Source organism: Pseudomonas sp. FSL L8-0168 (assembly GCF_037976155.1).
GTDB classification, from domain to species: domain Bacteria; phylum Pseudomonadota; class Gammaproteobacteria; order Pseudomonadales; family Pseudomonadaceae; genus Aquipseudomonas; species Aquipseudomonas paracarnis.
In genome coordinates this window covers 6034013-6057893 of sequence record NZ_CP150262.1, presented here as the reverse complement: position 1 = coordinate 6057893, position 23881 = coordinate 6034013, and the positions used below count along the sequence as shown (strand labels likewise).

Sequence of the window (23881 nt, the reverse complement as noted above, 5' to 3'; positions counted from 1 at the left end):
AGATCAAAATGTGGGAGCTGGCTTGCCTGCGATAGCGGTGGGTCAGTCACCGGATGAGTTGGCAAAGAGTCCGTCATCGCAGGCAAGCCAGCTCCCACATTGGGCCTGCTGTACAACTGATGGCCGGGTACAATGCCGCTCCCCCGAAGGAGACTGCATGTCCACCTTATTGTCCGACTGGCGCCACCGCCCTACCCACCGCCGCGTCTGGGCCCTGGCCGCGCCGATGATCCTGTCGAATATCTCGGTGCCCTTGGTGGCCCTGGTGGACAGCATGGTCATCGGCCACCTGCCCCACGCCCATCAACTGGGCGCCGTGGCTGTCGGCGCCAGCCTGTATACCTTCCTCGCCTGGGCCATGGGCTTCCTGCGCATGGGCTCCACCGGCTTCGCCGCCCAAGCCGCCGGGCGCAACGATGGCGCGGCGTTGCGGCAGATCCTGTTGCAAGGCTTGTTGCTGGCGCTGGGCCTGGCGATGCTGCTGGGCACCGCGGGCATTCCCTTGAGCCATCTGGCCCTGGAATGGATGCAGCCTTCGCCAGAACTGAACCAACTGACCCGCGAGTTTTTCCACACCCGTCTGTTCGGTCTGCCAGCCGCCCTCGCCAGCTATGCGCTGGTCGGCTGGTTCCTCGGCACTCAGAATGCGCGGGCGCCGTTGGCGATTCTGCTGACCACCAACCTGGTCAACATTGCGCTTAACCTGTGGTTTGTAATTGGCCTGGACTGGGGCGTGGTCGGCTCCGCCCGTGCCTCGGTGATCGCGGAATGGACCGGCGCCCTGCTCGGCCTGGCGCTCACGCAAAAAGCCCTGCGCGCCTATCCGGGGCATATCGCCTGGGCCGCGTTGAAACTGTGGCAAAGCTGGCGCCCGTTGCTGGCGGTCAACCGCGACATCTTCATCCGCAGCCTGGCGTTGCAGTCGTTGTTTTTCATGATCACCGTGCAAGGCGCAAGGTTGGGCGATGCCACCGTGGCAGCCAATGCGCTGCTGCTTAACGGCCTGTTACTGACGGCTCACGCATTGGATGGCTTGGCCCACGCGGTCGAAGCCCTCTGCGGCCACGCCATCGGCGCCCGTGACCGGCAGGCGTTGCGTCGCTCATTAGTCGTGGCCTGCGGTTGGTCACTGATCGCCAGCATCGGCTTCGCCCTGCTGTTCACCTTCGGCGGCCATCTATTTATCGCCATGCAAACCGATATCCCCAGCGTGCGCGAAACCGCCGATATCTACCTGCCCTACCTTGCGGTATTGCCGTTGATTGCGGTGTGGAGTTATTTGCTCGATGGCTTGTTTATCGGCGCAACGCGCGCGCGGGAGATGCGCAATGGGATGTTGCTGACGGTGCTGCTGGTACTGCCGATTGCCTGGGCGTTGCAGGGCTTGGGTAACCACGGGTTGTGGATCACCTTCCTGCTGTTCATGGCGGTGCGCAGCCTGACGCTGTGGGCAATTGCCTGGCACTTGAATCGGCAAGGGCTGTGGCTGGGCGGGAACTGAAGGAACGCAGACCCAAATGTGGGAGCGGGCTTGCCCGCGATGGCGGTGGGTCAGCCCCCTAACGGTTGCCTGACACTCCGCCATCGCGGGCAAGCCCGCTCCCACATTTTTATTACGAGGACAGGTACGAAGAACGGGTCAGGCCCAGGCGCAACGCATCCAGGAACTGGGTGCGCTCCGAGGCCGAGATCTTCGCACTGGCGCACTTGTCCCGGTAATGAGTCATCAACTCCTCCGGCGACAAGTGCACATAGCGCAGCATGTCTTCGATGGTGTCGTGGGTCTCGATCCCGGCGCTGTACACCGAACCGTCTTCACGCTGGTAGATGTTCACCGAGTCGGTGTCACCGAACAGGTTGTGCATGTCGCCCAGGATTTCCTGATAGGCGCCGACCAGGAAGATCCCCAGCAGGTAGTCCTCGCCTTCGTTCAAGCCGTGCACCGGCAGGCTGGTTTCGATGCTTTGCTCGTCGACGTATTGCTTGATCTTGCCGTCGGAGTCGCAGGTCAGGTCTTGCAGCACGGCGCGGCGCAGCGGCTCTTCGTCGAGGCGGTGCAGCGGCAGAATAGGCAGGACCTGGCCGATGGCCCAGGTATCCGGCAAGCTCTGGAATACCGAGAAGTTGCAGATGTACTTGTCGGCCAGCTTGTCATTGAGTTCGTCCAGCACCTGGCGGTGCGAGCGCTGGCGGGCTTTCAACGAGTTGTGCAGGCGGCGGCACACCGCGAAGTAGCACTGTTCGGCCAGGGCTTTTTCGGCCAGGGTCAGCTTGCCGTCGGCGTACTGGGCCGCCACATCGCTCATGTAGTGGGTGGCGCGCCAGTAGGTTTCGGTGACCATCTCGATGTCGGTCGGGCCCAGCAGGTCCACCAGCCATTGCACGGTTTCGGGCAGGCTTTCCTTGTTTTCGATGGTCGGGATTTCGTCGTTGTGCTTCTCGACGTCAGTGACCTGTACCACCAGCATGGCGTGGTGAGCGGTCAGGGAACGGCCGCTTTCGGAGAAGATGTTCGGATGCGGCAGGCTCTGCGCGTCGCAGAATTCCTTGAGCATGCCCACTACCACGCCGGCGTAGTCGTCCATGTCGTAGTTGATCGAACTGGCGTTGCGCGAGTGGGTACCGTCGTAGTCCACGCCCAGGCCACCACCGACGTCGATGTGGTCCACCGGCAGGCCGAGGTTGCGCAGTTCGCCGTAGTAACGAATGGCTTCCTTGAACCCGTGCTGGTAGTCGGCCAGGTTGGCGATCTGCGAGCCCATGTGGAAGTGCAGCAGGCGGATGCCCTGGTCCAGGCCGGCCGCGCGGAAGCGCTCGACCACTGACAGCAGCTGCGCTGCGGATAAGCCGAACTTGGATTTCTCGCCACCGGTGTCCGCCCACTTGCTCGATGCCAGGGACGACAGGCGCACACGCAGGCCCACCTGCGGCTTGACCTTGAGGCTCGCCGCCTCTTCGATCACCAGCCCCACCTCGGACTCTTTCTCGATCACGATGAACACGTTGTGGCCGAGCTTCTGGCCCATCAGCGCCAGGCGGATGAACTCACGGTCTTTATAACCGTTGCAGACGATGGTGCCGCCCTTCGGCGCCAGGGCCAGCACGGCCAGCAGCTCAGGCTTGGAGCCGGCTTCCAGGCCGATGGAGACGTTCTGGGTGGCAATGATGTTCTCGATCACCGCTTCTTGCTGGTTCACCTTGATCGGGTACAGCGCGGTGTACTTGCTCTGGTATTCCAGGCGTTCGATGTTGGCATCGAAGGCACCGGTCAATTGGCGCACGCGGTCTTGCAGGATATCGGGGAAGCGTACCAACAGCGGCAACGACAGGCCGCTTTTGCGCAGCTCATCGACTTGCTCGTACAGGTCGACGGGCGTGCTGTTCGGGCCGTTCGGACGAACTTCTACGCGACCGGCTTCATTGATCGCGAAATACCCGGCCCCCCAATGGCGAATCCCGTAAACACTGCGGCTGTCCGCAACTGTCCATTGGCTGCCATCGTCTTTGCGTGTGCGTCGTACGGACATCGAAGTCCCCTATAAATGAAGGCGAAGGCGCCACCTCTCGCGGAGGCTGGCGCAGTCTAAAGAATGAAAATGACGATTTGCCTGCAAGGGAAGTAGACCCCACTGGCAGGACAGAGTTTAGCCACAGGTTGGGAAGAGGCTTTCAGCCGCCGGACTTCTTGGCCTTGTACCCGAGCTTGATCAGCTCGGCCAACAGCAACTCGACGTGATCGCCCTGGATCTCGATAACCCCGTCTTTCAACGCGCCACCGGTGCCACAGCGCTTTTTCAGCGAAGTGGCCAATTCCTTCAGGGCCTCTTCAGCCAGGGGCACGCCGGTGATGGTGGTCACCGTCTTGCCGCCACGGCCTTTGCTCTCGCGACGCACGCGGGCAATACCGTCGCCTTCAGGGATCAGGGTCTGTTTGCAGGTGCACGAATCCACGGGCTGACGACAGTCCGGGCAGTGTCGACCTGCGTCGGTGGAAAATACCAGGCCACCAAGGGCGGCGAAGGATGCGGCTTTTTTGGCCACCGGCAATCCTCTTGGGAGGATGAAGACTGATCGGCGCCGCACAAGGCGGTGACCGACCGCGAAGCCCCACTCAGGCAGGGGCAGCGCTACCGAACCGCTAATGTGGTTCGGGTGAAAAGGCGCGCAGTGTAACGGCAAAAAGCCGACTTGCTAAGAGCCAAATGGCGCCATTTTTTGCAACTTTAGCGACGCGAGGCCAGATAGCGCCGCAAGCCTTCCTGGGCGTCCGGGCAGTAGGGCTTTTGTTCGGCCTCTTGCTGGATGATTTCGATGCTTAAAAACCGCGCTTCCATGACCTCCTCGGGCTGCAGGCGCAGGGGGCCGTCCCAGACGGCAGAGTAGGATTTGCACCAAAGCCGACTGTCGCCATCCTCAAAATAGAAATGGTCATGTTCGGTCAAGGGCACACCGCTGACGCCCAATTCCTCTTCCAGCTCGCGGGCTGCCGAAACGGCATAACTCTCACCTTCGGCCACCATCCCACCCGCCGCCGTATCCCAATACCCTGGATACAACGCCTTGCTGAGCGTGCGCCGGTGCACACACAACTCGCCTTTGGAATTGAACAGGAAGATAAACGTGCAGCGGCCAATCAAGCCGCGCTGGCGCAGGTCGGACCTGACCAGGTGGCCGAGCAGGTGGTCCTGCTCGTCGACCCAGCAGATCAGTTCAGCATCGGAAGCCGCTCGGTGTGCGGCCTCCTTTTGAGTAGCGTCCATCATCAACCCTGGTTGAGGAGCTGACGCAAGTCGATCACTGCAGCGTTTGCCCGGGAAATGTAGTTGGCCATCACCAGCGAATGGTTCGCCAGTACGCCGAAGCCACTGCCGTTAAGAATCATAGGACTCCATACCGGTTCCTGCGAGGCCTCTAGCTCACGAATGATCTGGCGCACGCTGACGGTGGCGTTTTTCTTGGCCAGTACGTCGGCAAAGTCGACTTCGATGGCACGCAACAGATGGGACAGGGCCCACGCCTGGCCGCGCGCTTCGTAGAACACGTTGTCGATTTGCATCCATGGGGTTTCCACCACTTCTTCATCAACCTGCGGCACTTCACCCGGCGCCAGCGCCTCGGTTTTCAGCGCAGTGTTCAACTTGACCCGGCCTACGCTGGCGGACAGACGCTGGGACAACGAACCCAAACGGGTGGCCACATCACCCAGCCAGTTGTTGAGGTTGTCGGCACGCGCATAAAACAGCGCGCCGCGCTGGTTCGGGTCAGACAGGCGCGCTTCGTAGCGGCTCAGGGAATTGATGCCTTCCTGATATTCCGACTCACTGGAAGGCAGCACCCAGCTCTTGTTATCGAAGTTGAAGCGCGGCTCGGCCTTGGCCAAGTCAGCGTCTTCAGCCGACTGCGACTGGGAGCGGGCGAAGTCTTTACGCAGGGCGCGGGTAAGGTCACGCACCTGCACCAGCACGCCGTACTCCCAGCTCGGCATATTGTCCATCCACAAGCCCGGAGGGAAACGGTCGTTGGAGATGTAGCCGCCTGGCTTGTTCAGCAAGGTGCCGACCACGGTCTTGAGTGTTTCAACGGTGGTGTAACCCACCACCATCTGCTTGCCTTCCTTCTCGGCGGCAAGCTGGGCGTTTTGCTGCACCGGAAACAGCGCCGGCTCCTGGCTCCAGTACCAACCCAGGCCACCGGTGACCAGCAGGTACAAGCCGATGATGCTGAGCAACGCCCGGCTCATCAGCAGGTTGCGAAAATAGCTGCGGTTGGCCGACTTGGGCTCAGGGGCGGGGCCTTTGGCACTGCCTTCGCGGTTTTTCCAGTCCAGCATGGCGATATCCTTTCAATCACTTGAGTTCATGCACGTCAATTGTCCGGGTGCGTTCAGACATTCCGACCACAACCCTACCCCATCGTGCCCATCGGTGCGGGGCTTTTACACGAAAGTGGCGCACCGGGCCGCTTGGACTATAAAGGATGCACACCTTTTACGCTGGGCGACCAGCCGGTCAATAACTGAATCTCTGGCATGCAGACTTAATTGACGTATGACACTCATCTATCAGAAAAGAGGTGCTAGCATAGAGCCATCAGTCGACCTCAGCATGCACCCTCACAGTAGTCAGGATATGACCGAGTCAGAAGACCCCAGCCGCGAGCGTCTCAAGCAGCACTTTGCCCAGCGGGTAATTCATCAGGCACGTCAAATTCTTGAGATCTGGCAGCGCCTGCAACGCAGCGAGTGGTCGAACGCCGACTTTTCCGAACTCAGCGAAGCCAACCTGCGCCTGCAGCGCTTCGCCGAACGCTTCGAACAGCCCGAACACACGCAACTGGCACGGCATATCAGTGAGTCCCTGCAAGCCGTGGACGAGAACCGTGGCCGCCTGAGCAGCCAACTGATCACCGAGCTCAACCGCTTGATGCAACGCCTGTCCCGCACCGGCCTGCGCCAGGGCGACCAGCTTGAGCAAACCTTCCTGCCGCCGATGCGCAAGCCGATCTATGTGATGCTCGCCGACCATGACCGCGCCGAGCGCCTGGCCAAGCAGCTCGAATTCTTTGGCATGAGCGCCCACGCCCTGGACAGCGTCGCCGCCTTTCGCGCGGCCATGGCAGAGCGTTTGCCGTCGGCGATCGTGATGGACGTGGACTTCTGCGGCACAGGCCTGGGCCTGAAGCTCGCTGCAGAAGCCCAAGAGGGCCTGGAGCACAAGCTGCCACTGTTGTTTTTCAGCCTGCACGAAACCGACACCCCGACGCGCCTGGCCGCCGTGCGCGCCGGTGGCGAAGAGTTCCTGACCGGCACCCTGGAAGCCTCAAGCCTGCTGGAAAAGATCGAAGTGCTGACCTGCGCGGCCCAGTACGAACCGTACAAAGTGCTGATCATCGACGACTCGCGGGCCCAGGCGCTGCACACCGAACGCCTGCTCAACAGTGCCGGGATTATCACCCGCACCTTGATCGAACCGATCCAGGCCATGGCCGAGCTGGCGGATTTCCAGCCCGACCTGATCATCCTCGACATGTATATGCCTGCCTGTACCGGCACTGAACTGGCCAAGGTGATTCGCCACAACGACCGCTACGTCAGCGTGCCGATCATCTACCTGTCGGCTGAGGACGACCTGGATAAGCAGCTGGATGCGATGAGCGAGGGCGGTGACGATTTCCTCACTAAACCGATCAAGCCGCGTCACCTGATCACCACTGTGCGCAACCGGGCGTCGCGTGCGCGCAACTTGAAGGCACGGATGGTGCGCGACAGCCTCACCGGGCTGTACAACCACACGCATATCCTGCAACTGCTCGAAGATTGCAGCTTCCGCGCCCGCCGCGAGAACAAGCCTCTTAGCTTTGCCATGCTCGATATCGACCACTTCAAGCGCGTCAATGACAGCCACGGCCACCCCATGGGCGACCGGGTGATCAAGAGCCTGGCACTGTTTCTCAAGCAGCGTTTGCGCAAGACCGATTACATCGGCCGCTACGGCGGTGAAGAGTTCGCCATCGTGATGCCCGACACCGACCTGGAATCGGCCTGCAAGGTGCTAGACGACATTCGCCGGCGCTTTGCAGAAATCCACTACCCCGCCCAACCGCAGGATTTGTGGTGCACCTTCAGCGCCGGCCTGGTGGAGCTGTGCGACGATTCCGACAGCCTGATGATGGCCGCTCAGGCTGACGAAGCGCTCTACCGCGCCAAGGACGCCGGACGCAACCGCGTGCAAGCCGCTCGCACATCAAAGCAAAGTGCCATCTTTTCACCAGAATCCACCGATTCGGTCATAACGCTGTAATACAAACGCAATAAATTCAGGCGCTTATCTCTTGCCGTCGGTTGAAACCCCGCATGCGCCTGAAGCTGCTGACCAATCTCAATACCCTTCTGCTGGTGGCCGTGTGCCTGGCCCTCGGCGCGACGCTGTGGTGGTCGCAACGGGCACTGGAGCGCCCGTACTTGTTGATGGAGCGCTATCTGGGGTTGTCCCAGATCTTTCAAAACCAGGCTGCCCGTAACATCGAGGACTACTTGGCCAGCGGCGATGCCCTGCGCCTGAGCAGTGCCACCCAGAGCCTGGAAAGCCTGCAGCTGCAACTGGGCGAACTGCCGCCCGAATTGGCGCAAAGCCTGCGACCCAGCCTCGTGGAGTTGGAGACCTTCAGCAAGACTGACCTGTTGGCCGCCGGTAAATTGGCTGGCGACCCGCAAGCGCTGTTGCTGCAAGCCGAACGTGAACTGGGCGCAAACCTGGAACAACTGAGCCAGTACGCCAGCGGCGTCAATTCCGCGGAGGCTGCGCGCTATATGTCGCCGCTGCTCGCCGCCTCGCAACATTTGGGCAAACTGTCCCTGGCCCGCGACAAGCTGGTCAGCAGCGGGCGCGCCGAGTTGGCTGCTGATGTCGAGCGGGAGGTGACTAACCTGCGAACCCAGGCCGACCTGCTCGCGCAACTGCCCCTATTGGGAATAAAGGCCAGCGCTGAATCCAACACCGATGATTTTTCCGCGCTGATGGGGCTGGAAAACACCGAAAAAACCGAAGCTCAGGACACCGGCGTCGACCTCAAGCGCGAACTCAACAGCCTGCTGACCCGCTACCCCGCCGAGCTGCAGCGCACCCGTGAACAGATCCAGCAACGCGCCGATCTCGCCGCCAGCACCCACCTTAAAATCACTAACGTGCAACAAGCCATCGCCGGCCTGGAACCCGTGGTGCGCGCGCAACATGCCAGGATCCAGGGCGAAGTACGCGTGATGCAGGGCGTGATGACTGGCCTGATCCTGCTGATCGCATTGCTGATCGACACCCTGCAACGCCGCCTGGCGCGCGTACTGACCAACCTGGCACCCGCCTTGTCGACCTGGGCCGAAGGCGACTTCAGCCAACCGATTGCCCTGGGCAAGACCAACCGTGAACTGCACGATATCGAGGCCGCCCTCAACCGCCTGCGCGCCTACCTGGTGGATTTGGTAAGCACCATCCGCGGCAATGCCGAAGAAGTGGCGGGCAGCAGCCGCGCCCTGGCCGAACTGAGCAGCGGCCTGCACGACGGCGCCGAACGCCAGGCCGGCGACACCGCGCAAATCCGTGATTCCCTGGGTGAGTTGGAAGCCACCATCCAGCAAGTTGCCGGGGATGCCAGCCAGGCGGCCGGCGCCAGCCGCAGTGCGGGCCAGGCCGTGGAGCAAGGCCAGCGTGTGATCGGCCTGAGCCTCACCGGGCTGCATGCGCTGGTGGGCGAAGTGCAGCAAAACGCGCAGATGATCGAGAAACTTGCCGAAGAGTCCGCCACCATCGGCGGCGTGCTCACGGTGATTCGCTCGATTGCCGACCAGACCAACCTGCTTGCGCTCAACGCCGCCATCGAAGCCGCCCGCGCCGGTGAGGCCGGACGTGGTTTCGCCGTGGTAGCCGACGAAGTGCGTTCCCTGGCCCAGCGTACCGCCGGTGCCACTGCCGAAATCCAGGGCCTGATCGCCGGCCTGCAAACTGCCGCGCACCAGTCGGTAGAAGGCATGCGCGCCCAGGTCGAACACGCCGAAGCCACCGCCCAGCAGGCCCAGGCGGCGGATGGCGCGCTGGATGAAATCGTCGGCGCGATCCAGACCATCTCGGATACCGCCGTACGCATTGCCGATGTGACCGCGCAGCAAAGTGGAGCCGTGAGCGAGATTCGCGACAACAGTGAACGGATACATCAATTGGGTGAGGATAATTTACTGCGCATTGGCCAGGGCCGTAGCCAGGGCGAACACCTGCTGGTACTGGGCGGGCAACTGACTACCGCCGTGCAAGCCTTCCGCGTCTGACCCGATATCCCGACCGGTGTGGACCAAATGTGGGAGCGGGCTTGCTCGCGAATGCGGTGTGTCAGTCAATGCATCTTTAGCTGATCCACCGCATTCGCGAGCAAGCCCGCTCCCACAATGAGTCTCCAGCGATCTCAGTGCCGTATTAGCGATGACTGGATCTAAGACCACAGTCACAAATTTTGCGCAATCCTCGCTAATCGTGCCGGCTACTGCATAGAACTGGACAGTCACAAAGGCTTTGCGGCATAGTCGCCGGGTTCTGACGTACCCACACCAATAACAAGGAACAGCCAATGGCGACCTTACTGGTTCTTCACGGACCCAACCTGAACCTGCTTGGCACCCGCGAACCGGGCGTCTACGGGGCAGTAACCCTCGATCAGATCAACCTCGACCTGGAACGACGGGCACGTGAAGCCGGCCACCATTTGCTCTACCTGCAAAGCAATGCCGAGTATGAATTGATTGATCGCATCCACGCCGCGCGTGGCGAAGGCGTGGACTTTATTCTGATCAACCCCGCCGCTTTTACGCATACAAGCGTTGCATTACGTGACGCGCTGCTGGCGGTGAGCATCCCATTCATCGAAGTGCATTTATCGAACGTGCACAAACGCGAAGCTTTCCGCCATCACTCTTACTTCTCCGACGTAGCGGTAGGAGTGATCTGCGGCCTTGGCGCCAGCGGTTACCGACTGGCCCTGGAGGCCGCCCTGGAACACATTGAAGAACAGGCTAAACGCCCCTGACCGACCCTTGGGAGTTGATGATTCATGGATATCCGTAAAGTTAAGAAACTGATCGAACTGCTGGAAGAATCCGGTATCGACGAGCTGGAAATCAAGGAAGGCGAAGAGTCCGTACGGATCAGCCGTCACAGCAAGACCCCGGCCCAACAGTTCTACGCGCCACAGATGCAAGCACCGGCTCCAGCCGCTGCAGCTCCAGCTGCCGCGCCTGCCGCCGCCACTGCACCTGCCGCCCCAGCCGCGCCTGCGCTGAACGGCTTCGTGGTCAAGTCGCCAATGGTCGGTACGTTCTACCGCACCCCGGCACCGACCTCGCCAGCCTTCGTTGAAGTGGGCAAAACCGTGAAAGTGGGTGACACCATCTGCATCGTTGAAGCGATGAAAATGATGAACCACATCACCGCGGAAAAAGCCGGCGTCATCGAATCCATCCTGGTAGAAAACGGTCAGCCGGTTGAGTACGACCAGCCGCTGTTCACCATCGTTTGAACCGCGGAGCGCCTTCGATGTTGAAACCTGCGAAGAAACTGCAAAAAGTCCTGATCGCCAACCGCGGCGAGATCGCGCTGCGTATCCTGCGCGCCTGTAAGGAAGAGGGCATCAAGACCGTCGCTGTTTACTCGACGGCCGATACCGAATTGATGCACGTGAAGCTGGCGGACGAAAGCATCTGCATCGGCCCGCCACTGGCCACGAACTCGTACCTGAAAGTCTCGAACATCATCGCTGCGGCAGAAGTGACCGGCGCCGATGGCATCCACCCCGGCTACGGCTTCCTCGCGGAAAACGCCGATTTCGCCGAACAGGTGGAAAAATCCGGGTTTGCCTTCATCGGCCCGAAAGCCGAAACCATTCGCCTGATGGGCGACAAGGTCTCGGCCAAGGACGCCATGATCGCGGCCGGCGTGCCCACCGTTCCAGGCTCCGACGGCCCACTGCCTGAAGACGAGGAAACCGCTCTGCGCATTGGTCGCGAAGTCGGCTACCCGGTGATCATCAAGGCCGCCGGTGGCGGTGGTGGTCGCGGCATGCGCGTGGTGCACAAGGAAGAAGACCTGATCGAAGCCGCCAAGCAGACCCGCTCCGAAGCGGGCGCCTGGTTCGGCAACCCGATGGTCTACCTGGAGAAGTACCTGACCAACCCACGTCACGTGGAAGTCCAGGTACTGTCCGATGGCCAGGGCCACGCTATCCACCTGGGCGACCGCGATTGCTCGCTGCAACGTCGCCACCAGAAAGTCCTGGAAGAAGCTCCGGCTCCGGGCCTGGATGAAAAGGCGCGTCAGGAAGTCCTGGCACGCTGCGTCAAGGCTTGCATCGATATCAACTACCGTGGTGCCGGCACCTTCGAGTTCCTCTACGAGAACGGCCGTTTCTACTTCATCGAGATGAACACTCGTGTGCAGGTAGAGCACCCGGTATCGGAGATGGTCACCGGTATCGACATCGTCAAGGAGATGCTGAGCATCGCCGCCGGTAACGTGCTGTCGTTCACCCAGGACGACGTGAAGATGCACGGCCACTCGCTGGAGTGCCGCATCAACGCCGAAGACCCGAAAACCTTTATCCCAAGCCCTGGCCTGGTCAAGCATTTCCACGCGCCCGGCGGCAACGGCGTACGTGTGGATTCGCACCTGTACAGCGGCTACAAGGTTCCGTCCAACTACGACTCGCTGATCGGCAAGCTGATCACCTGGGGCGCCACTCGCGACGAGGCCATGGCCCGTATGCGCAACGCCCTGGACGAAATCGTGGTCGACGGCATCAAGACCAACATCCCGCTGCATCGGGATCTGGTTCGTGATGAAGGCTTCTGCGAAGGTGGTGTGAACATTCATTACCTGGAACACAAGCTGGCCAACCAGTAAGTGCTCCACCCAACAAAGCCGCCTTCGGGCGGTTTTGTTGTTTATGGGCCACCGACCCCCGATCGTTCCCACGCTCCGCGTGGGAACGATCGTCGGCGCAGTCGTCTTCTGGCTTGCTCTCGCGTAAACTTGCGCGCTTTCGCGGCCTGCCCGCCGCACATTCATTTTTTTTCAAAGGTGCCCGCCATGCCTTGGCTGCAAGTCCGTCTCGCCATCAGCCCAGAACAAGCCGAAACCTACGAAGACGCGTTCCTCGAAGTGGGTGCCGTGTCGGTGACCTTCATGGACGCCGAAGACCAGCCGATCTTCGAGCCGGAACTCAATACCACGCCGCTGTGGTCCCACACCCACTTGCTGGCCCTGTTCGAAGACGGCACCGACGCCGCTGCCGTTCTGGCCCATATGGAACTGCTCACCGGCAGCCCGCTACCCGAGCATCACAGCGAAGTCATCGAAGACCAGGACTGGGAACGCAGCTGGATGGATAACTTCCAGCCCATGCGCTTCGGCCAGCGCTTGTGGATCGTGCCAAGCTGGCACGCTGCTCCTGAGCCAAACGCCGTCAACCTGCTGCTGGACCCGGGCCTTGCGTTCGGTACCGGCACGCACCCGACCACCGCCCTGTGCCTGGAATGGCTGGACGGCCAGGACCTGACCGACAGCAACGTACTGGACTTCGGCTGCGGCTCGGGGATCCTGGCCATCGCCGCCCTGCTGCTGGGCGCCAAGGAGGCCGTGGGCACCGATATCGACGTGCAGGCCCTGGAAGCCTCCCGCGATAACGCCGGGCGCAACAACATTGCCGAAGGCAAATTCCCACTCTACCTGCCTGAGGACCTTCCCCAGGTTCAGGCCGACGTACTGGTCGCCAATATCCTCGCCGGGCCACTGGTGTCGCTGGCGCCGCAACTGTCGAGCCTGGTCAAGCCGGGCGGGCGCCTGGCGCTGTCGGGCATCCTCGCCGAGCAAGGTGAAGACGTGGCTGCGGCCTACGCCAAGGACTTCGAGCTGGACCCGATCGCCAACCGTGATGGCTGGGTACGCATCAGCGGTCGTCGGCGCTAGAATGAGCGCTTGCCTGAATCGGATGGCCGCATGACCGACAGTTTCGTCACCCAGTGCCCACATTGCCAATCGCGTTTTCGCGTCAACCACGCTCAGCTGAGCGTGGCTCGCGGCGTGGTGCGTTGCGGCTCGTGCCTGCAAGTATTCAACGCCGCTCGCCAGTTGCTGGAGCAACGGGCCCAGGCGTCTGCGCCGGAGCCTGAAGTGCCGACCACCGCCGAGCCGGCCGCCGAACCGACTGTCGAAATGCCTCCCGAGCCATCGCGGGCCATCAGCCAGAAGCAGTGGACGGCCGAAGAGCTGGACCTGGATAACCTGGACAAGGAACTGGCCAGGCTGGAACGTCGCGAGATCCAGCACACCCAGGCAGTGGGCGCAGAACGTCGCCAGCCAGGCGCCGACCGTCGGCAAAAGGAAGAGTCCTTCAGTGCCAGCCGCGACACGGTCAAGGCCGAGGAAGAAAAATGGGCGGCCAGCCTGTTCAGTGAGCCACCCGAAGAGCGTGCACAGGCACCAGAAGAAGAGCCCGAGCCGGTTAAGGCACCTGCGTCCAAACAGCGCACCGAACCGTCCATGTCGGCCCACGTCGACGAACTCGATGACGAACCAGCTCTGCACGCCACTACCGTGGATGACGACCTCGACCCGCCGCTGACACCCACCCGCGACGAGCACGATGAGCCTGAACCCGAAGACCGCGCGTTCGCGCGACGCAAGCGCGCGCGAACGGAGGCCGGTGTACACGATGAGTTGCTCCAGGACCTGGAAGACGACCCCCTGCACCTGTATGCGCAGAAGCGTCCGTCAGGCTGGGGTCGCCGTCTGCTCTGGATATTGTTGGTCGTACTCGCCGCCGCCGGCCTGGCCGGCCAGTACATCGCCTACCAGTTCGACGACCTGGCCCGCCAGGACGCCTATCGCCCGTGGTTCCAGACGCTATGCCCGAAACTGGGGTGCACCGTGCCATCGCGGGTCGACATTACCCATATCAAGAGCAGCAACCTGGTGGTGCGCAGCCACCCCGAGTTCGCCGGGGCACTGGTGGTAGATGCCATCCTCTATAACCGCGCGACCTTCTCCCAGCCCTTCCCACTGCTGGAGCTGCGCTTTGCGGACTTGAACGGCGGCCTGATTGCCAGTCGTCGCTTCAAGCCCGCCGAATACCTGAGCGGCGAGTTGGCCGGCGTGAGCGAAATGCCCTCGCAGACGCCGATCCACATCTCCCTGGATATCCTGGACCCCGGCAACAAAGCCGTGAATTACAGCCTGAGCTTCCATTCACCCGAGTGAAACGGCGCGCCCACCGAGGTTTGACGGCGGATTATTGACTTGGCCATCGTCAACCAAACCGATGGCGATAAAAAAATAACTGTTCAGATTTTATCCAATTCAGCCTTTAACCCGTCATCGAGAGCGGGTATCATGCCAACCCTTTTTCGAACTCTAATGATCCGGCCCCACAACAGGGAAGTCCTATGTCGGCGGTACGCATCGGCCCATACACATTGCAGAACGGCTTGATCCTCGCCCCGATGGCGGGTGTCACCGACCAGCCCTTTCGTCAGCTGTGCAAGCGTTTGGGCGCGGGTCTAGTAGTCTCTGAAATGGTTACCAGCGACATGAGTTTGTGGAACACCCGCAAGTCGCGGATGCGCATGATCCACGAAGGTGATCCCGAGCCACGCTCGGTGCAGATCGCCGGTGGCGATGCGCAGATGCTGGCGGATGCAGCCCGGGCCAATGTGGAGCTGGGTGCACAGATCATCGATATCAACATGGGCTGCCCGGCCAAAAAGGTCTGCAACAAGGCCGCCGGTTCCGCGCTGTTGAAAGATGAGCAGTTGGTCGCCGAGATCCTGCAGGCCGTTGTCGGCGCAGTAGATGTACCGGTGACCCTGAAGATTCGTACCGGTTGGGACCGGGACAACAAGAATGGCCTGACGGTGGCGAAGATCGCTGAACAGGCTGGTATTGCAGCGCTGGCGGTGCATGGCCGCACCCGCGCCGACCTTTACACCGGTGAAGCCGAGTACGACACCATTGCCGCGATCAAGCAGGCCGTGTCGATGCCCGTCTTTGCCAATGGCGACATCGACAGTGCCGAGAAAGCCCGGCGCGTGCTGCACGCGACCGGTGCCGATGGTTTGTTGATTGGCCGGGCCGCCCAGGGGCGGCCGTGGATTTTTCGTGAAATCGAGCATTTCCTGCGTACTGGTGAAGTCTTGCCGGCACCAGAGTTGGTCGAGGTGGAACGTATTCTGCTAGAGCATCTGGCCGCCCTGCACACCTTCTATGGGGACGTGATGGGAGTACGCATTGCTCGCAAGCATGTCGGCTGGTATCTCGCCACCTTGCCGGGCGCCAAGGAATTCCGCGCTCAGTTCAATCGTTTGGATGAAACGCAGGCACAGGTCGCCACCGTTCGTGAGTTCTTCGCCGGACGCGACAAGAGCCTGGGAACAGGGGATGGAGAAGGGGTGGCCGCATGACGATGATGACCGAGACTTTAGTGAGTGGAACAACACCCGTGAGCGACAACGTCAATTTGAAACAGCACCTCAACACGCCTAGCGAAGAAGGCCAGACCCTTCGCGGGAGTGTCGAGAAGGCGCTGCACAATTATTTCGCCCACCTTGAGGGCGCTTCCGTCACGGATGTGTACAACCTGGTGCTCTCCGAAGTCGAGGCGCCCTTGCTCGAAAGCGTGATGAACTACGTCAAGGGCAACCAGACCAAAGCCAGTGAGCTGCTGGGCCTCAACCGTGGCACCTTGCGCAAAAAGCTCAAGCAGTACGATTTGCTGTAAGCATTCAATCAAACCAGAAAGGCGCCCGCGTAAAACCGGTCGCCTTTTTTGCTGACTTCCTTTGCTTTTGATGGAAATTGAGATGACCGACCAGACCACCCGCCTGCCGATCCGCCGTGCCTTGATCAGTGTTTCCGACAAGACCGGGATCCTTGAATTTGCCCGGGAGCTGGAAGCCCTGGGTGTGGAAATCCTCTCCACGGGCGGGACCTTCAAACTGCTGCAGGACAACGGCGTGGCCGCAGTGGAAGTCGCGGACTACACCGGTTTCGCAGAAATGATGGACGGTCGCGTCAAGACCCTGCACCCGAAAATCCACGGCGGCATCCTTGGCCGTCGCGGCATCGACGACGCCATCATGACCGAGCACGGCATCAAGCCGATCGACCTGGTGGCCGTTAACCTCTACCCGTTCGAAGCCACCATCAACAAGCCAGGCTGCGACCTGCCGACCGCCATCGAAAACATCGATATCGGCGGCCCGACCATGGTGCGCTCGGCGGCCAAGAACCACAAAGACGTGGCCATCGTGGTCAACGCCAGTGACTACGCCAACGTCCTGGAAAACCTCAAGGCCGGTGGCCTGACCTACGCCCAGCGCTTCGACCTGATGCTCAAGGCGTTCGAACACACCGCCGCCTACGACGGCATGATCGCCAACTACATGGGCACCGTGAACCAGGCGGCTGACACCCTCAGCACCGAAGGCCGCAGCCAGTTCCCGCGCACCTTCAACAGCCAGTTCATCAAGGCCCAGGAAATGCGCTACGGTGAGAACCCGCACCAGAGCGCGGCGTTCTACGTGGAAGCCAAGCCTGCCGAAGTGGGCATTGCCACCGCGACCCAACTGCAAGGCAAAGAACTTTCCTACAACAACGTGGCCGATACCGACGCCGCGCTGGAATGCGTGAAGAGCTTCGTCAAACCGGCCTGCGTGATCGTCAAGCACGCCAACCCGTGCGGCGTGGCCGTCAGCCCGGACGCTGAAGGCGGTATCCGCCAGGCGTACGAACTGGCCTACGCCACCGACACCGAATCCGCATTCGGCGGCATCATTGCCTTCAACCGCGAACTGGATGCCGAGACCGCCAAGGCCATCGTCGAGCGCCAGTTCGTCGAAGTGATCATCGCCCCAAGCGTCAGCGAAGAAGCCCGCGCCATCGTCGCCGCCAAAGCCAACGTGCGCCTGCTGGCCTGTGGCGAGTGGTCGGCAGACCGCGCCGCGGCCTGGGACTACAAGCGCGTCAATGGCGGCCTGCTGGTACAGAGCCGCGACATCGGCATGATCGGCAGCCAGGACCTGAAAGTCGTGACCAAGCGCGCGCCGACCGAGCAAGAGATCAACGACCTGATCTTCGCCTGGAAAGTGGCCAAATACGTCAAGTCCAACGCCATCGTCTACGCCAAGAACCGCCAGACCATCGGTGTCGGCGCTGGTCAGATGAGTCGCGTGAACTCGGCGCGTATCGCCGCGATCAAGGCTGAGCACGCCGGTTTGCAGGTGGTGGGTTCGGTGATGGCTTCCGATGCATTCTTCCCGTTCCGTGACGGCCTGGACAACGCTGCAAAAGCCGGCGTGACCGCCGTGATCCAACCGGGCGGTTCGATGCGTGATGCAGAAGTCATCGCCGCCGCTGATGAAGCTGGCATTGCGATGGTCTTCACCGGCATGCGCCACTTCCGCCACTGATTGATCGTTCCCACGCTCCGCGTGGGAACGCAGCCAGGGACGCTCCGCGTCCCTCGGACGCAGAGCGTCCGTAGAGGCATTCCCACGCAGAGCGTGGGAACGATCATCCTAACGAGGTTTTTGAAATGAATGTTTTGATCATTGGCAGCGGTGGCCGTGAACACGCCCTGGCCTGGAAAGTAGCCCAGGACCCACGCGTGCAGAAAGTCTTCGTGGCCCCCGGCAACGCCGGCACCGCCATCGAAGCCAAGTGCGAAAACGTCGCCATCGACGTGCTGGCCCTGGAGCAACTGGCAGATTTTGCCGAGAAGAATGTTTCCCTGACCATCGTCGGCCCGGAAGTGCCACTGGTGGCAGGCGTCGTCGATCTGTTTCGCAGCCGTGGCCTGGACTGCTTCGGGCCTACCGCGGGCGCCGCCCAGCTGGAAGGCTCGAAAGCCTTCACCAAGGACTTCCTGGCTCGCCACAAGATCCCCACGGCCGACTACCAGAACTTCACCGAGATCGAGCCGGCCCTGGCTTACCTGCGTGAGAAAGGTGCACCGATCGTGATCAAGGCCGATGGCCTGGCTGCCGGTAAAGGCGTGATCGTCGCCATGACCCTGCAGGAAGCCGAAGACGCCGTGCGCGACATGCTCGCCGGCAATGCCTTTGGTGACGCCGGCTCGCGGGTGGTCATCGAGGAATTCCTCGATGGCGAAGAAGCCAGCTTTATCGTGATGGTCGACGGCAAGAACGTATTGCCGATGGCCACCAGCCAGGACCACAAGCGCGTCGGCAACGGCGACAGCGGCCCGAACACCGGCGGCATGGGTGCCTACTCCCCGGCACCCGTCGTAACCGCCGACGTGCACCAGCGCGTCATGGACCTGGTGATCTGGCCAACCGTGCGCGGCATGGCGGATGAAGGCAACGTATACACCGGTTTCCTCTATGCCGGCCTGATGATCGACAAAGCAGGTAACCCCAAAGTCATCGAGTTCAACTGCCGCTTCGGCGATCCGGAAACCCAACCGGTGATGCTGCGCCTGCAATCGAGCCTGGTGCTGCTGGTGGAAGCCGCCCTCGCCCAGGCCCTGGACAAGGTCGAAGCGCAGTGGGACCCACGTCCTAGTGTTGGGATTGTGCTGGCGGCCGGTGGCTACCCTGCCGACTACGCCAAGGGCGATGTGATCGAAGGCCTCGACGCCGCCGCTGCGCTGGAAGGCAAGGTGTTCCATGCGGGCACCGCGCTCAAGGACGGCAAAGTTGTAACCGCCGGTGGCCGCGTATTGTGCGCCACCGCGATGGGTGCCAGTGTCGATGCCGCGCAACAACAGGCCTACAAACTGGCGGCGAAAATCGACTGGAAAGGCTGCTTCTACCGCACCGACATTGGCTACCGTGCCATTGCCCGCGAACGTGGTGAGAACAACTGAGCAGCTACACTTGCAGTAGCTATCCGTTCGGTTAGGTAAGGGCCTTTGGCCCTTGCCGTACCCTGTCGCCCCGCGCATAGTTAACCCGTGCATCCACCTACCGAAGGGATTTCGCCGTGCGCTGGCTCAGGATCGCCATAGGTTTCACAATCAGTCTACTGACCCTGCTCTGCTTGCTACCGGCCCAGGCCGCCGCACAAGGCAGTGGCTGGGCGGTATTGCTTGATGAACAGGCCGACCTGCAACTGAGCGACATCCGTTCCGCCCGCTATACCAATCAATTCAGCCCCATCGAACTGGACCGGATCACTGCCGCGCAGCCGGACGGTGCGTTGTGGGTGCGCTTCAGGCTGCAACCCGGCAAGCACGAACAAGTGCTGCGGGTGTTTGCCCCGGACCTGTCCAGCCTGAGCCTGTATGTACTGGACGGCGACACCCTGGTGGAGCAGCAAATCACCGGCACTCGCCAACCCCAGGCTGAGCGCCCGTTGCCCAGCAGTGACTTCATGTTACCGATGCCCCAGAGCCCGCGGCCCCTGGAGGTGTATTTGCGCCTGGTCTCGGAACACGAACTGCGCCCTTACATCACCCTGGAACCGGCGGTGCTGGCCGCTGCCAACCAGAACCAGACATTGATCTACGGTCTGCTGTTCGGCGTGCTGTCGATGCTGATCCTGCACAACCTCACGCGCTTCGCCTACCACCGCTCGCGCAGTAGCCTGTGGCTGGCCGCGTGCGAATTCCTGTTGATGCTCAGCCTGGCGCTACTGCTCAACCTGGTGGGGCCGTGGCTGCCGAACTGGCACGCGATCCAGACCCCCGGCGCCTACCTGGCCCTACTGCTGACCGCACCCTGCGGGTTGATGTTTGCCTACCGCTTTTTCATGCCACTGGGCCCGCATCCGCTGAACAAAGTGTTGATGGCGGACATCCTGCTGATCGTCCTGTGCGGCTTGCTGTTGTTGTTCGTCAACACCTTGCCGCTGAACATCATCACCTATGCCCTGGTCGCGCTGGCGGGCCTGAGCATGCTGTTCGTCTCGGCCTATCATTGGCAAAAAGGCTACCGCCCGGCGCGCTTGTTCGTGGCGGCCATGGTGGTGTTCAACATCGGCACGCTGATCATCCTGCCCGCCCTGCTCGGCCTCACCCTGGTGGCGCCACAAGGCCTGATCGTCACCCTGCTGAGCTTTATCTGCCTCAGCGGCCTGCTGATGAGCCTGGCCCTCGGCGAGCGCCAGCGCGCCATTGTCGAAACCCGCTTCAGCCTGAGCCGCGACCTGGCGGCCAGCAACGCCGAAATCGCCGCCAAGGCCGAGTTCCTGGCGAAGATCAGCCACGAAATCCGCACGCCCATGAACGGTGTGCTGGGCATGACCGAGTTACTGCTGGGCACGCCGTTGTCGGTGAAGCAACGCGACTATGTGCAGACCATCCACAGCGCCGGTAACGAGTTGCTCACCCTGATCAACGAAATTCTCGACATTTCCAAGCTCGAATCCGGTCAGATCGAACTGGATGATGTGCAGTTCGACCTCAATGCATTGATCGACGACTGCCTGAGCATCTTCCGCGCCAAGGCCGAGCAGCAGAATGTCGAGCTGATCAGCTTTATCCAGCCTCAGGTGCCACGGGTGATCAGCGGTGATCCGACGCGGCTGCGCCAGGCGCTGCTGAGCCTTTTGGAAAACGCCCTGCACAAAACCGATGAAGGCGAAGTGCTGATCGTCGTCGCCCTGGATGAGCGCAGCCCCAAGCCACGCCTGCGCATTGCCGTGCAAGACAGCGGCGTGCCTATGGAAGCCGCCGAACGCGACGCCCTGCTGCACAGCGAACTGCACAGCAAGAACTTCCTCTCGGCGACGCGTTTGAGCGGCCACCTGGGCCTGGTCATTGCCCGCCAATTGATCCTGTTGATGAACGGCGAGTTCGGCATCAAAAGCGGCAGTCACCAGGGCAGCACCCTGTGGCTGACCCTGCCCCTGGACCCGGAACGCCTGGAGCATCCGACCAGCGACCTCGACGGCCCGCTCAAGGACGCCCGCGTACTGGTGGTGGACGATAACGACACCTGCCGCAAAGTGCTGGTTCAGCAGTGCACGGCCTGGGGCCTGAACGTCAGCGCCGCGCCTTCGGGCAAGGAGGCCCTGGCGCTGCTGCGTACCAAAGCGCACCTGCGTGATTACTTCGACGTGGTGCTGCTGGACCAGAACATGCCCGGCATGACCGGCATGCAACTGGCGGCGAAGATCAAGGAAGATCCGAGCCTGAACCACGACATACTGCTGATCATGCTCACCGGCATCAGTAACGCGCCGAGCAAGATCATTGCGCGCAACTGTGGGATCAAGCGCATTCTCGCCAAGCCAGTAGCGGGTTATACCCTCAAGACCACCCTGGCCGATGAGCTGACCCAGCGCAGCAAAGGCGCCCTCGTTGCACGCCCGGCCCCCAGCGCACCGGCAGCCATTACCGTGCCCAGCGATTTCCGCATCCTGGTAGCCGAAGACAACAGCATCTCCACCAAAGTGATTCGCGGCATGCTCGGCAAGCTCAACCTCAACCCGGACACCGCCAGCAACGGCGAAGAAGCGCTGCAGGCAATGAAAGCCCAGCGTTATGACCTGGTATTGATGGACTGTGAGATGCCGATCCTCGATGGTTTCTCCGCCACGCAGCAACTGCGGGCGTGGGAAATCAGCCATCAACGCGTGCGCACGCCGGTGGTGGCGCTTACCGCGCATATCCTGTCGGAACACAAAGAACGCGCACGCCAGGCGGGCATGGACGGGCATATGGCCAAGCCGGTGGAACTGTCGCAACTGCGCGAGCTGGTGGACTACTGGGTGGCGCAGCGCCAACAGCGCCCTGAGCACAGCACCCTTTCCTGATGATCGTTCCCACGCTCCGCGTGGCAACGCCGCCCGGTAAGCTCCGCGTCCTGCTTGAACGCGACGCAGAGCGTCACTGGATGCATTCCCACGCAGAGCATGGGAACGATCAGCAGAGCGCGGGAACGATCAGCCAGCTCCCACATTTGATCTGTGTCGGATAGACTCCTCCACACTTTCCCCGCCCGCGAGCCGCCCCCATGCTCCATGTGTTGTTCAGCGTTTACCTGAAGATGCTGGTGCTCTACAGCCCGTTCTTTGTGCTGTCCTGCTTTATCAGCCTGACCCGTGGCTACTCCAGCAAGGAGCGTCGGCGCCTGGCGTGGAAAGTTGCACTGGCCACCCTGGTATCGAGCGTGTTGCTCTACCTGTTCGGTCGGGTAATTTTCAGCGTGTTCGGCATTACCGTGGATGCGTTCCGTATCGGCGCCGGCAGCGTGTTGTTTATCTCCGCATTAGGCATGGCTCAGGGCAAGTCGGCGGTGCAGACCGACAACGTGCAGCAGGACGTGACCATCGTGCCGCTGACCATCCCGCTCACCGTCGGCCCCGGCACCATTGGCGCCTTACTGGTGATGGGCGTCAGCCAACCGCACTGGGACGATAAGCTCACCGCCATCCTCAGTATTGCCCTGGCCAGCCTGACGGTGGGCGTGGTGCTGTACCTGTCCAACCGTATCGAACGCATTCTCGGCGACCAGGGCTTGCAGATTGTCAGCCGGTTGATGGGCCTGTTCGTCTGCGCCCTGGCCGCGCAAATCATTTTTACCGGGGTACGCGGCTACCTGGTGCCCTAGATCCGGTATTTGGCGATAGCCATTTCCACTTTGTCACCGGCGCTTTCGCGCATCAATTTGATGGTTTTCTCGTTGACCATCGAGGTATTGAGCACCAGGCAAGTCTGCCCGCTGAAGGCCTCGAACGAGGAGCTGTCCCACTCCAGGAAGGGCAGGCCCACCTGTTTATCCACACCATGGGTGCTGTAGGTCACCAGCACCATGATCAACTCGCCGTCTGTTTCAACGCAGGAGGCCAGGCCGAAATCGCCGCCCTCACGCACTGCGCAATTGCGCTTGAACAGCTCGAAAGATGCTGGCTGGCGCTTCAGTGCGTCCAGCGCATCGGCAGCCAGCTTTGGCAATGCGCTGAGCAGTGGCCCGGACAGCGCCGTCGACGTCAGCATCGAGGCGATGATATTCAGCGCCGCCAGTTGCACCGTCAGGCCCTTGCCCGCACGCGAGACTCGCTCAAAGCGACTGCGCAGCGGCAGCCACCCCAGGCTGACCATCACCTTGATAAATTCCTCGTACCACGCCTCGCTGCCTCGCTGGACGTTCAGCACATCGCTCACATAACTGCTGGCCAGCAGATAGCTTTTGCGCACGTATTCCCGATTCAACGCCGACAAGCCTTCGGCAAACGAAATCACGCCGTTGTTGACCACGGCCGCATTGCAATCATCCTCGCTATCCAACACTGCCGTGGCCTGCCTGGCAGGTGCGCCCGGTAACTTGTAGGCGGCAATCAACTTGCGCCTTTTTTTGCTGTTGATCCTTTTGTGACGTCGCTCCATTTTC

Annotated in this window: 19 protein-coding genes; 14 read left to right on the top strand and 5 right to left on the bottom strand. The window is 61.5% G+C overall.

What is annotated here, in order from left to right; translation table 11 throughout:
- Nucleotides 1–157: 157 nt before the first annotated feature.
- Entirely contained in the window at nt 158–1501 is a 1344-nt protein-coding gene (locus MHH62_RS27650; RefSeq protein ID WP_339232192.1) for an MATE family efflux transporter, read from the top strand.
- A 112-nt stretch (nt 1502–1613) separates the two neighbouring features.
- Here MHH62_RS27650 and speA read toward each other — a convergent pair whose 3' ends face one another.
- From speA to MHH62_RS27630, 4 genes are all read right to left on the bottom strand, one after another.
- Complete coding sequence (gene speA, locus MHH62_RS27645; RefSeq protein ID WP_003188203.1) at nt 1614–3527, bottom strand: arginine decarboxylase; 1914 nt, start codon at nt 3525–3527, stop codon at nt 1614–1616.
- A 142-nt stretch (nt 3528–3669) separates the two neighbouring features.
- On the bottom strand, nt 3670–4041 hold the full coding sequence (locus MHH62_RS27640) for a translation initiation factor Sui1 (RefSeq protein ID WP_003188201.1): 372 nt from the start codon (nt 4039–4041) through the stop codon (nt 3670–3672).
- 182 nt (nt 4042–4223) lie between these two features.
- On the bottom strand, nt 4224–4760 hold the full coding sequence (locus MHH62_RS27635; RefSeq protein ID WP_014716735.1) for an NUDIX hydrolase: 537 nt from the start codon (nt 4758–4760) through the stop codon (nt 4224–4226).
- Between the two features lie 2 nt (nt 4761–4762).
- Nucleotides 4763–5830, bottom strand: a complete 1068-nt coding sequence (locus MHH62_RS27630; protein ID WP_003188197.1) for a DUF2333 family protein — start codon at nt 5828–5830, stop codon at nt 4763–4765.
- 298 nt (nt 5831–6128) lie between these two features.
- Between MHH62_RS27630 and MHH62_RS27625 the strand changes: the two genes are divergently transcribed.
- From MHH62_RS27625 to MHH62_RS27565, 13 genes are all read left to right on the top strand, one after another.
- Nucleotides 6129–7799, top strand: a complete 1671-nt coding sequence (locus MHH62_RS27625; protein WP_019818274.1) for a PleD family two-component system response regulator — start codon at nt 6129–6131, stop codon at nt 7797–7799.
- 53 nt (nt 7800–7852) lie between these two features.
- On the top strand, nt 7853–9814 hold the full coding sequence (locus MHH62_RS27620; protein WP_339232191.1) for a methyl-accepting chemotaxis protein: 1962 nt from the start codon (nt 7853–7855) through the stop codon (nt 9812–9814).
- Nucleotides 9815–10110: 296 nt separating this feature from the next.
- Nucleotides 10111–10566, top strand: coding sequence for a type II 3-dehydroquinate dehydratase (gene aroQ, locus MHH62_RS27615; protein WP_014716732.1), 456 nt, complete (start codon nt 10111–10113; stop codon nt 10564–10566).
- A gap of 24 nt (nt 10567–10590) precedes the next feature.
- Entirely contained in the window at nt 10591–11055 is a 465-nt protein-coding gene (gene accB / locus MHH62_RS27610) for an acetyl-CoA carboxylase biotin carboxyl carrier protein (protein ID WP_014716731.1), read from the top strand.
- A 17-nt stretch (nt 11056–11072) separates the two neighbouring features.
- Entirely contained in the window at nt 11073–12434 is a 1362-nt protein-coding gene (gene accC, locus MHH62_RS27605; protein ID WP_003188188.1) for an acetyl-CoA carboxylase biotin carboxylase subunit, read from the top strand.
- Nucleotides 12435–12620: 186 nt separating this feature from the next.
- Nucleotides 12621–13499, top strand: coding sequence for a 50S ribosomal protein L11 methyltransferase (gene prmA, locus MHH62_RS27600; protein WP_014716730.1), 879 nt, complete (start codon nt 12621–12623; stop codon nt 13497–13499).
- A gap of 30 nt (nt 13500–13529) precedes the next feature.
- Nucleotides 13530–14789 (top strand): DUF3426 domain-containing protein, encoded by a 1260-nt coding sequence (locus MHH62_RS27595; protein WP_020301600.1) that lies wholly within the window; start codon nt 13530–13532, stop codon nt 14787–14789.
- A 185-nt stretch (nt 14790–14974) separates the two neighbouring features.
- Nucleotides 14975–15988, top strand: a complete 1014-nt coding sequence (dusB, locus tag MHH62_RS27590) for a tRNA dihydrouridine synthase DusB (RefSeq protein ID WP_339232189.1) — start codon at nt 14975–14977, stop codon at nt 15986–15988.
- Entirely contained in the window at nt 15985–16305 is a 321-nt protein-coding gene (gene fis, locus MHH62_RS27585) for a DNA-binding transcriptional regulator Fis (protein ID WP_002555375.1), read from the top strand. The genes dusB and fis overlap by 4 nt, the downstream gene beginning before the upstream one ends.
- Before the next feature lie 82 nt (nt 16306–16387).
- Nucleotides 16388–17995 carry a bifunctional phosphoribosylaminoimidazolecarboxamide formyltransferase/IMP cyclohydrolase gene (purH, locus tag MHH62_RS27580; RefSeq protein ID WP_014716728.1) on the top strand — a complete coding sequence of 536 codons (1608 nt, stop codon included), beginning with the start codon at nt 16388–16390 and terminating at the stop codon, nt 17993–17995.
- A 125-nt stretch (nt 17996–18120) separates the two neighbouring features.
- Nucleotides 18121–19413: a phosphoribosylamine--glycine ligase gene (purD, locus tag MHH62_RS27575; protein WP_014716727.1), complete on the top strand. Its 1293-nt coding sequence runs from the start codon at nt 18121–18123 to the stop codon at nt 19411–19413.
- A 116-nt stretch (nt 19414–19529) separates the two neighbouring features.
- A complete protein-coding gene (locus tag MHH62_RS27570) occupies nt 19530–22304 on the top strand; it encodes a hybrid sensor histidine kinase/response regulator (RefSeq protein WP_019818278.1) in 2775 nt (924 codons plus the stop codon).
- A gap of 200 nt (nt 22305–22504) precedes the next feature.
- The gene (locus tag MHH62_RS27565) at nt 22505–23101 is read left to right on the top strand and encodes a MarC family protein (protein ID WP_003171467.1); all 597 of its coding nucleotides are present in this window, start codon (nt 22505–22507) and stop codon (nt 23099–23101) included.
- Here the strand turns inward: MHH62_RS27565 and MHH62_RS27560 are convergent.
- Nucleotides 23098–23877, bottom strand: coding sequence for a hypothetical protein (locus MHH62_RS27560; protein ID WP_339232187.1), 780 nt, complete (start codon nt 23875–23877; stop codon nt 23098–23100). The genes MHH62_RS27565 and MHH62_RS27560 overlap by 4 nt on opposite strands.
- Nucleotides 23878–23881: the final 4 nt, after the last annotated feature.

Coding starts and splice junctions, on each gene's coding strand:
- prmA (WP_014716730.1), top strand. CDS start 12,621: ATGCCTTGGCTGCAAGTCCGTCTCGCCATCAGCCCAGAACAAGCCGAA.
- MHH62_RS27620 (WP_339232191.1), top strand. CDS start 7,853: ATGCGCCTGAAGCTGCTGACCAATCTCAATACCCTTCTGCTGGTGGCC.
- MHH62_RS27595 (WP_020301600.1), top strand. CDS start 13,530: ATGACCGACAGTTTCGTCACCCAGTGCCCACATTGCCAATCGCGTTTT.
- aroQ (WP_014716732.1), top strand. CDS start 10,111: ATGGCGACCTTACTGGTTCTTCACGGACCCAACCTGAACCTGCTTGGC.
- accB (WP_014716731.1), top strand. CDS start 10,591: ATGGATATCCGTAAAGTTAAGAAACTGATCGAACTGCTGGAAGAATCC.
- purD (WP_014716727.1), top strand. CDS start 18,121: ATGAATGTTTTGATCATTGGCAGCGGTGGCCGTGAACACGCCCTGGCC.
- MHH62_RS27635 (WP_014716735.1), bottom strand. CDS start 4,760: ATGGACGCTACTCAAAAGGAGGCCGCACACCGAGCGGCTTCCGATGCT.
- MHH62_RS27560 (WP_339232187.1), bottom strand. CDS start 23,877: ATGGAGCGACGTCACAAAAGGATCAACAGCAAAAAAAGGCGCAAGTTG.
- MHH62_RS27630 (WP_003188197.1), bottom strand. CDS start 5,830: ATGCTGGACTGGAAAAACCGCGAAGGCAGTGCCAAAGGCCCCGCCCCT.
- purH (WP_014716728.1), top strand. CDS start 16,388: ATGACCGACCAGACCACCCGCCTGCCGATCCGCCGTGCCTTGATCAGT.
- dusB (WP_339232189.1), top strand. CDS start 14,975: ATGTCGGCGGTACGCATCGGCCCATACACATTGCAGAACGGCTTGATC.
- speA (WP_003188203.1), bottom strand. CDS start 3,527: ATGTCCGTACGACGCACACGCAAAGACGATGGCAGCCAATGGACAGTT.
- MHH62_RS27650 (WP_339232192.1), top strand. CDS start 158: ATGTCCACCTTATTGTCCGACTGGCGCCACCGCCCTACCCACCGCCGC.
- accC (WP_003188188.1), top strand. CDS start 11,073: ATGTTGAAACCTGCGAAGAAACTGCAAAAAGTCCTGATCGCCAACCGC.
- MHH62_RS27625 (WP_019818274.1), top strand. CDS start 6,129: ATGACCGAGTCAGAAGACCCCAGCCGCGAGCGTCTCAAGCAGCACTTT.
- MHH62_RS27565 (WP_003171467.1), top strand. CDS start 22,505: ATGCTCCATGTGTTGTTCAGCGTTTACCTGAAGATGCTGGTGCTCTAC.
- fis (WP_002555375.1), top strand. CDS start 15,985: ATGACGATGATGACCGAGACTTTAGTGAGTGGAACAACACCCGTGAGC.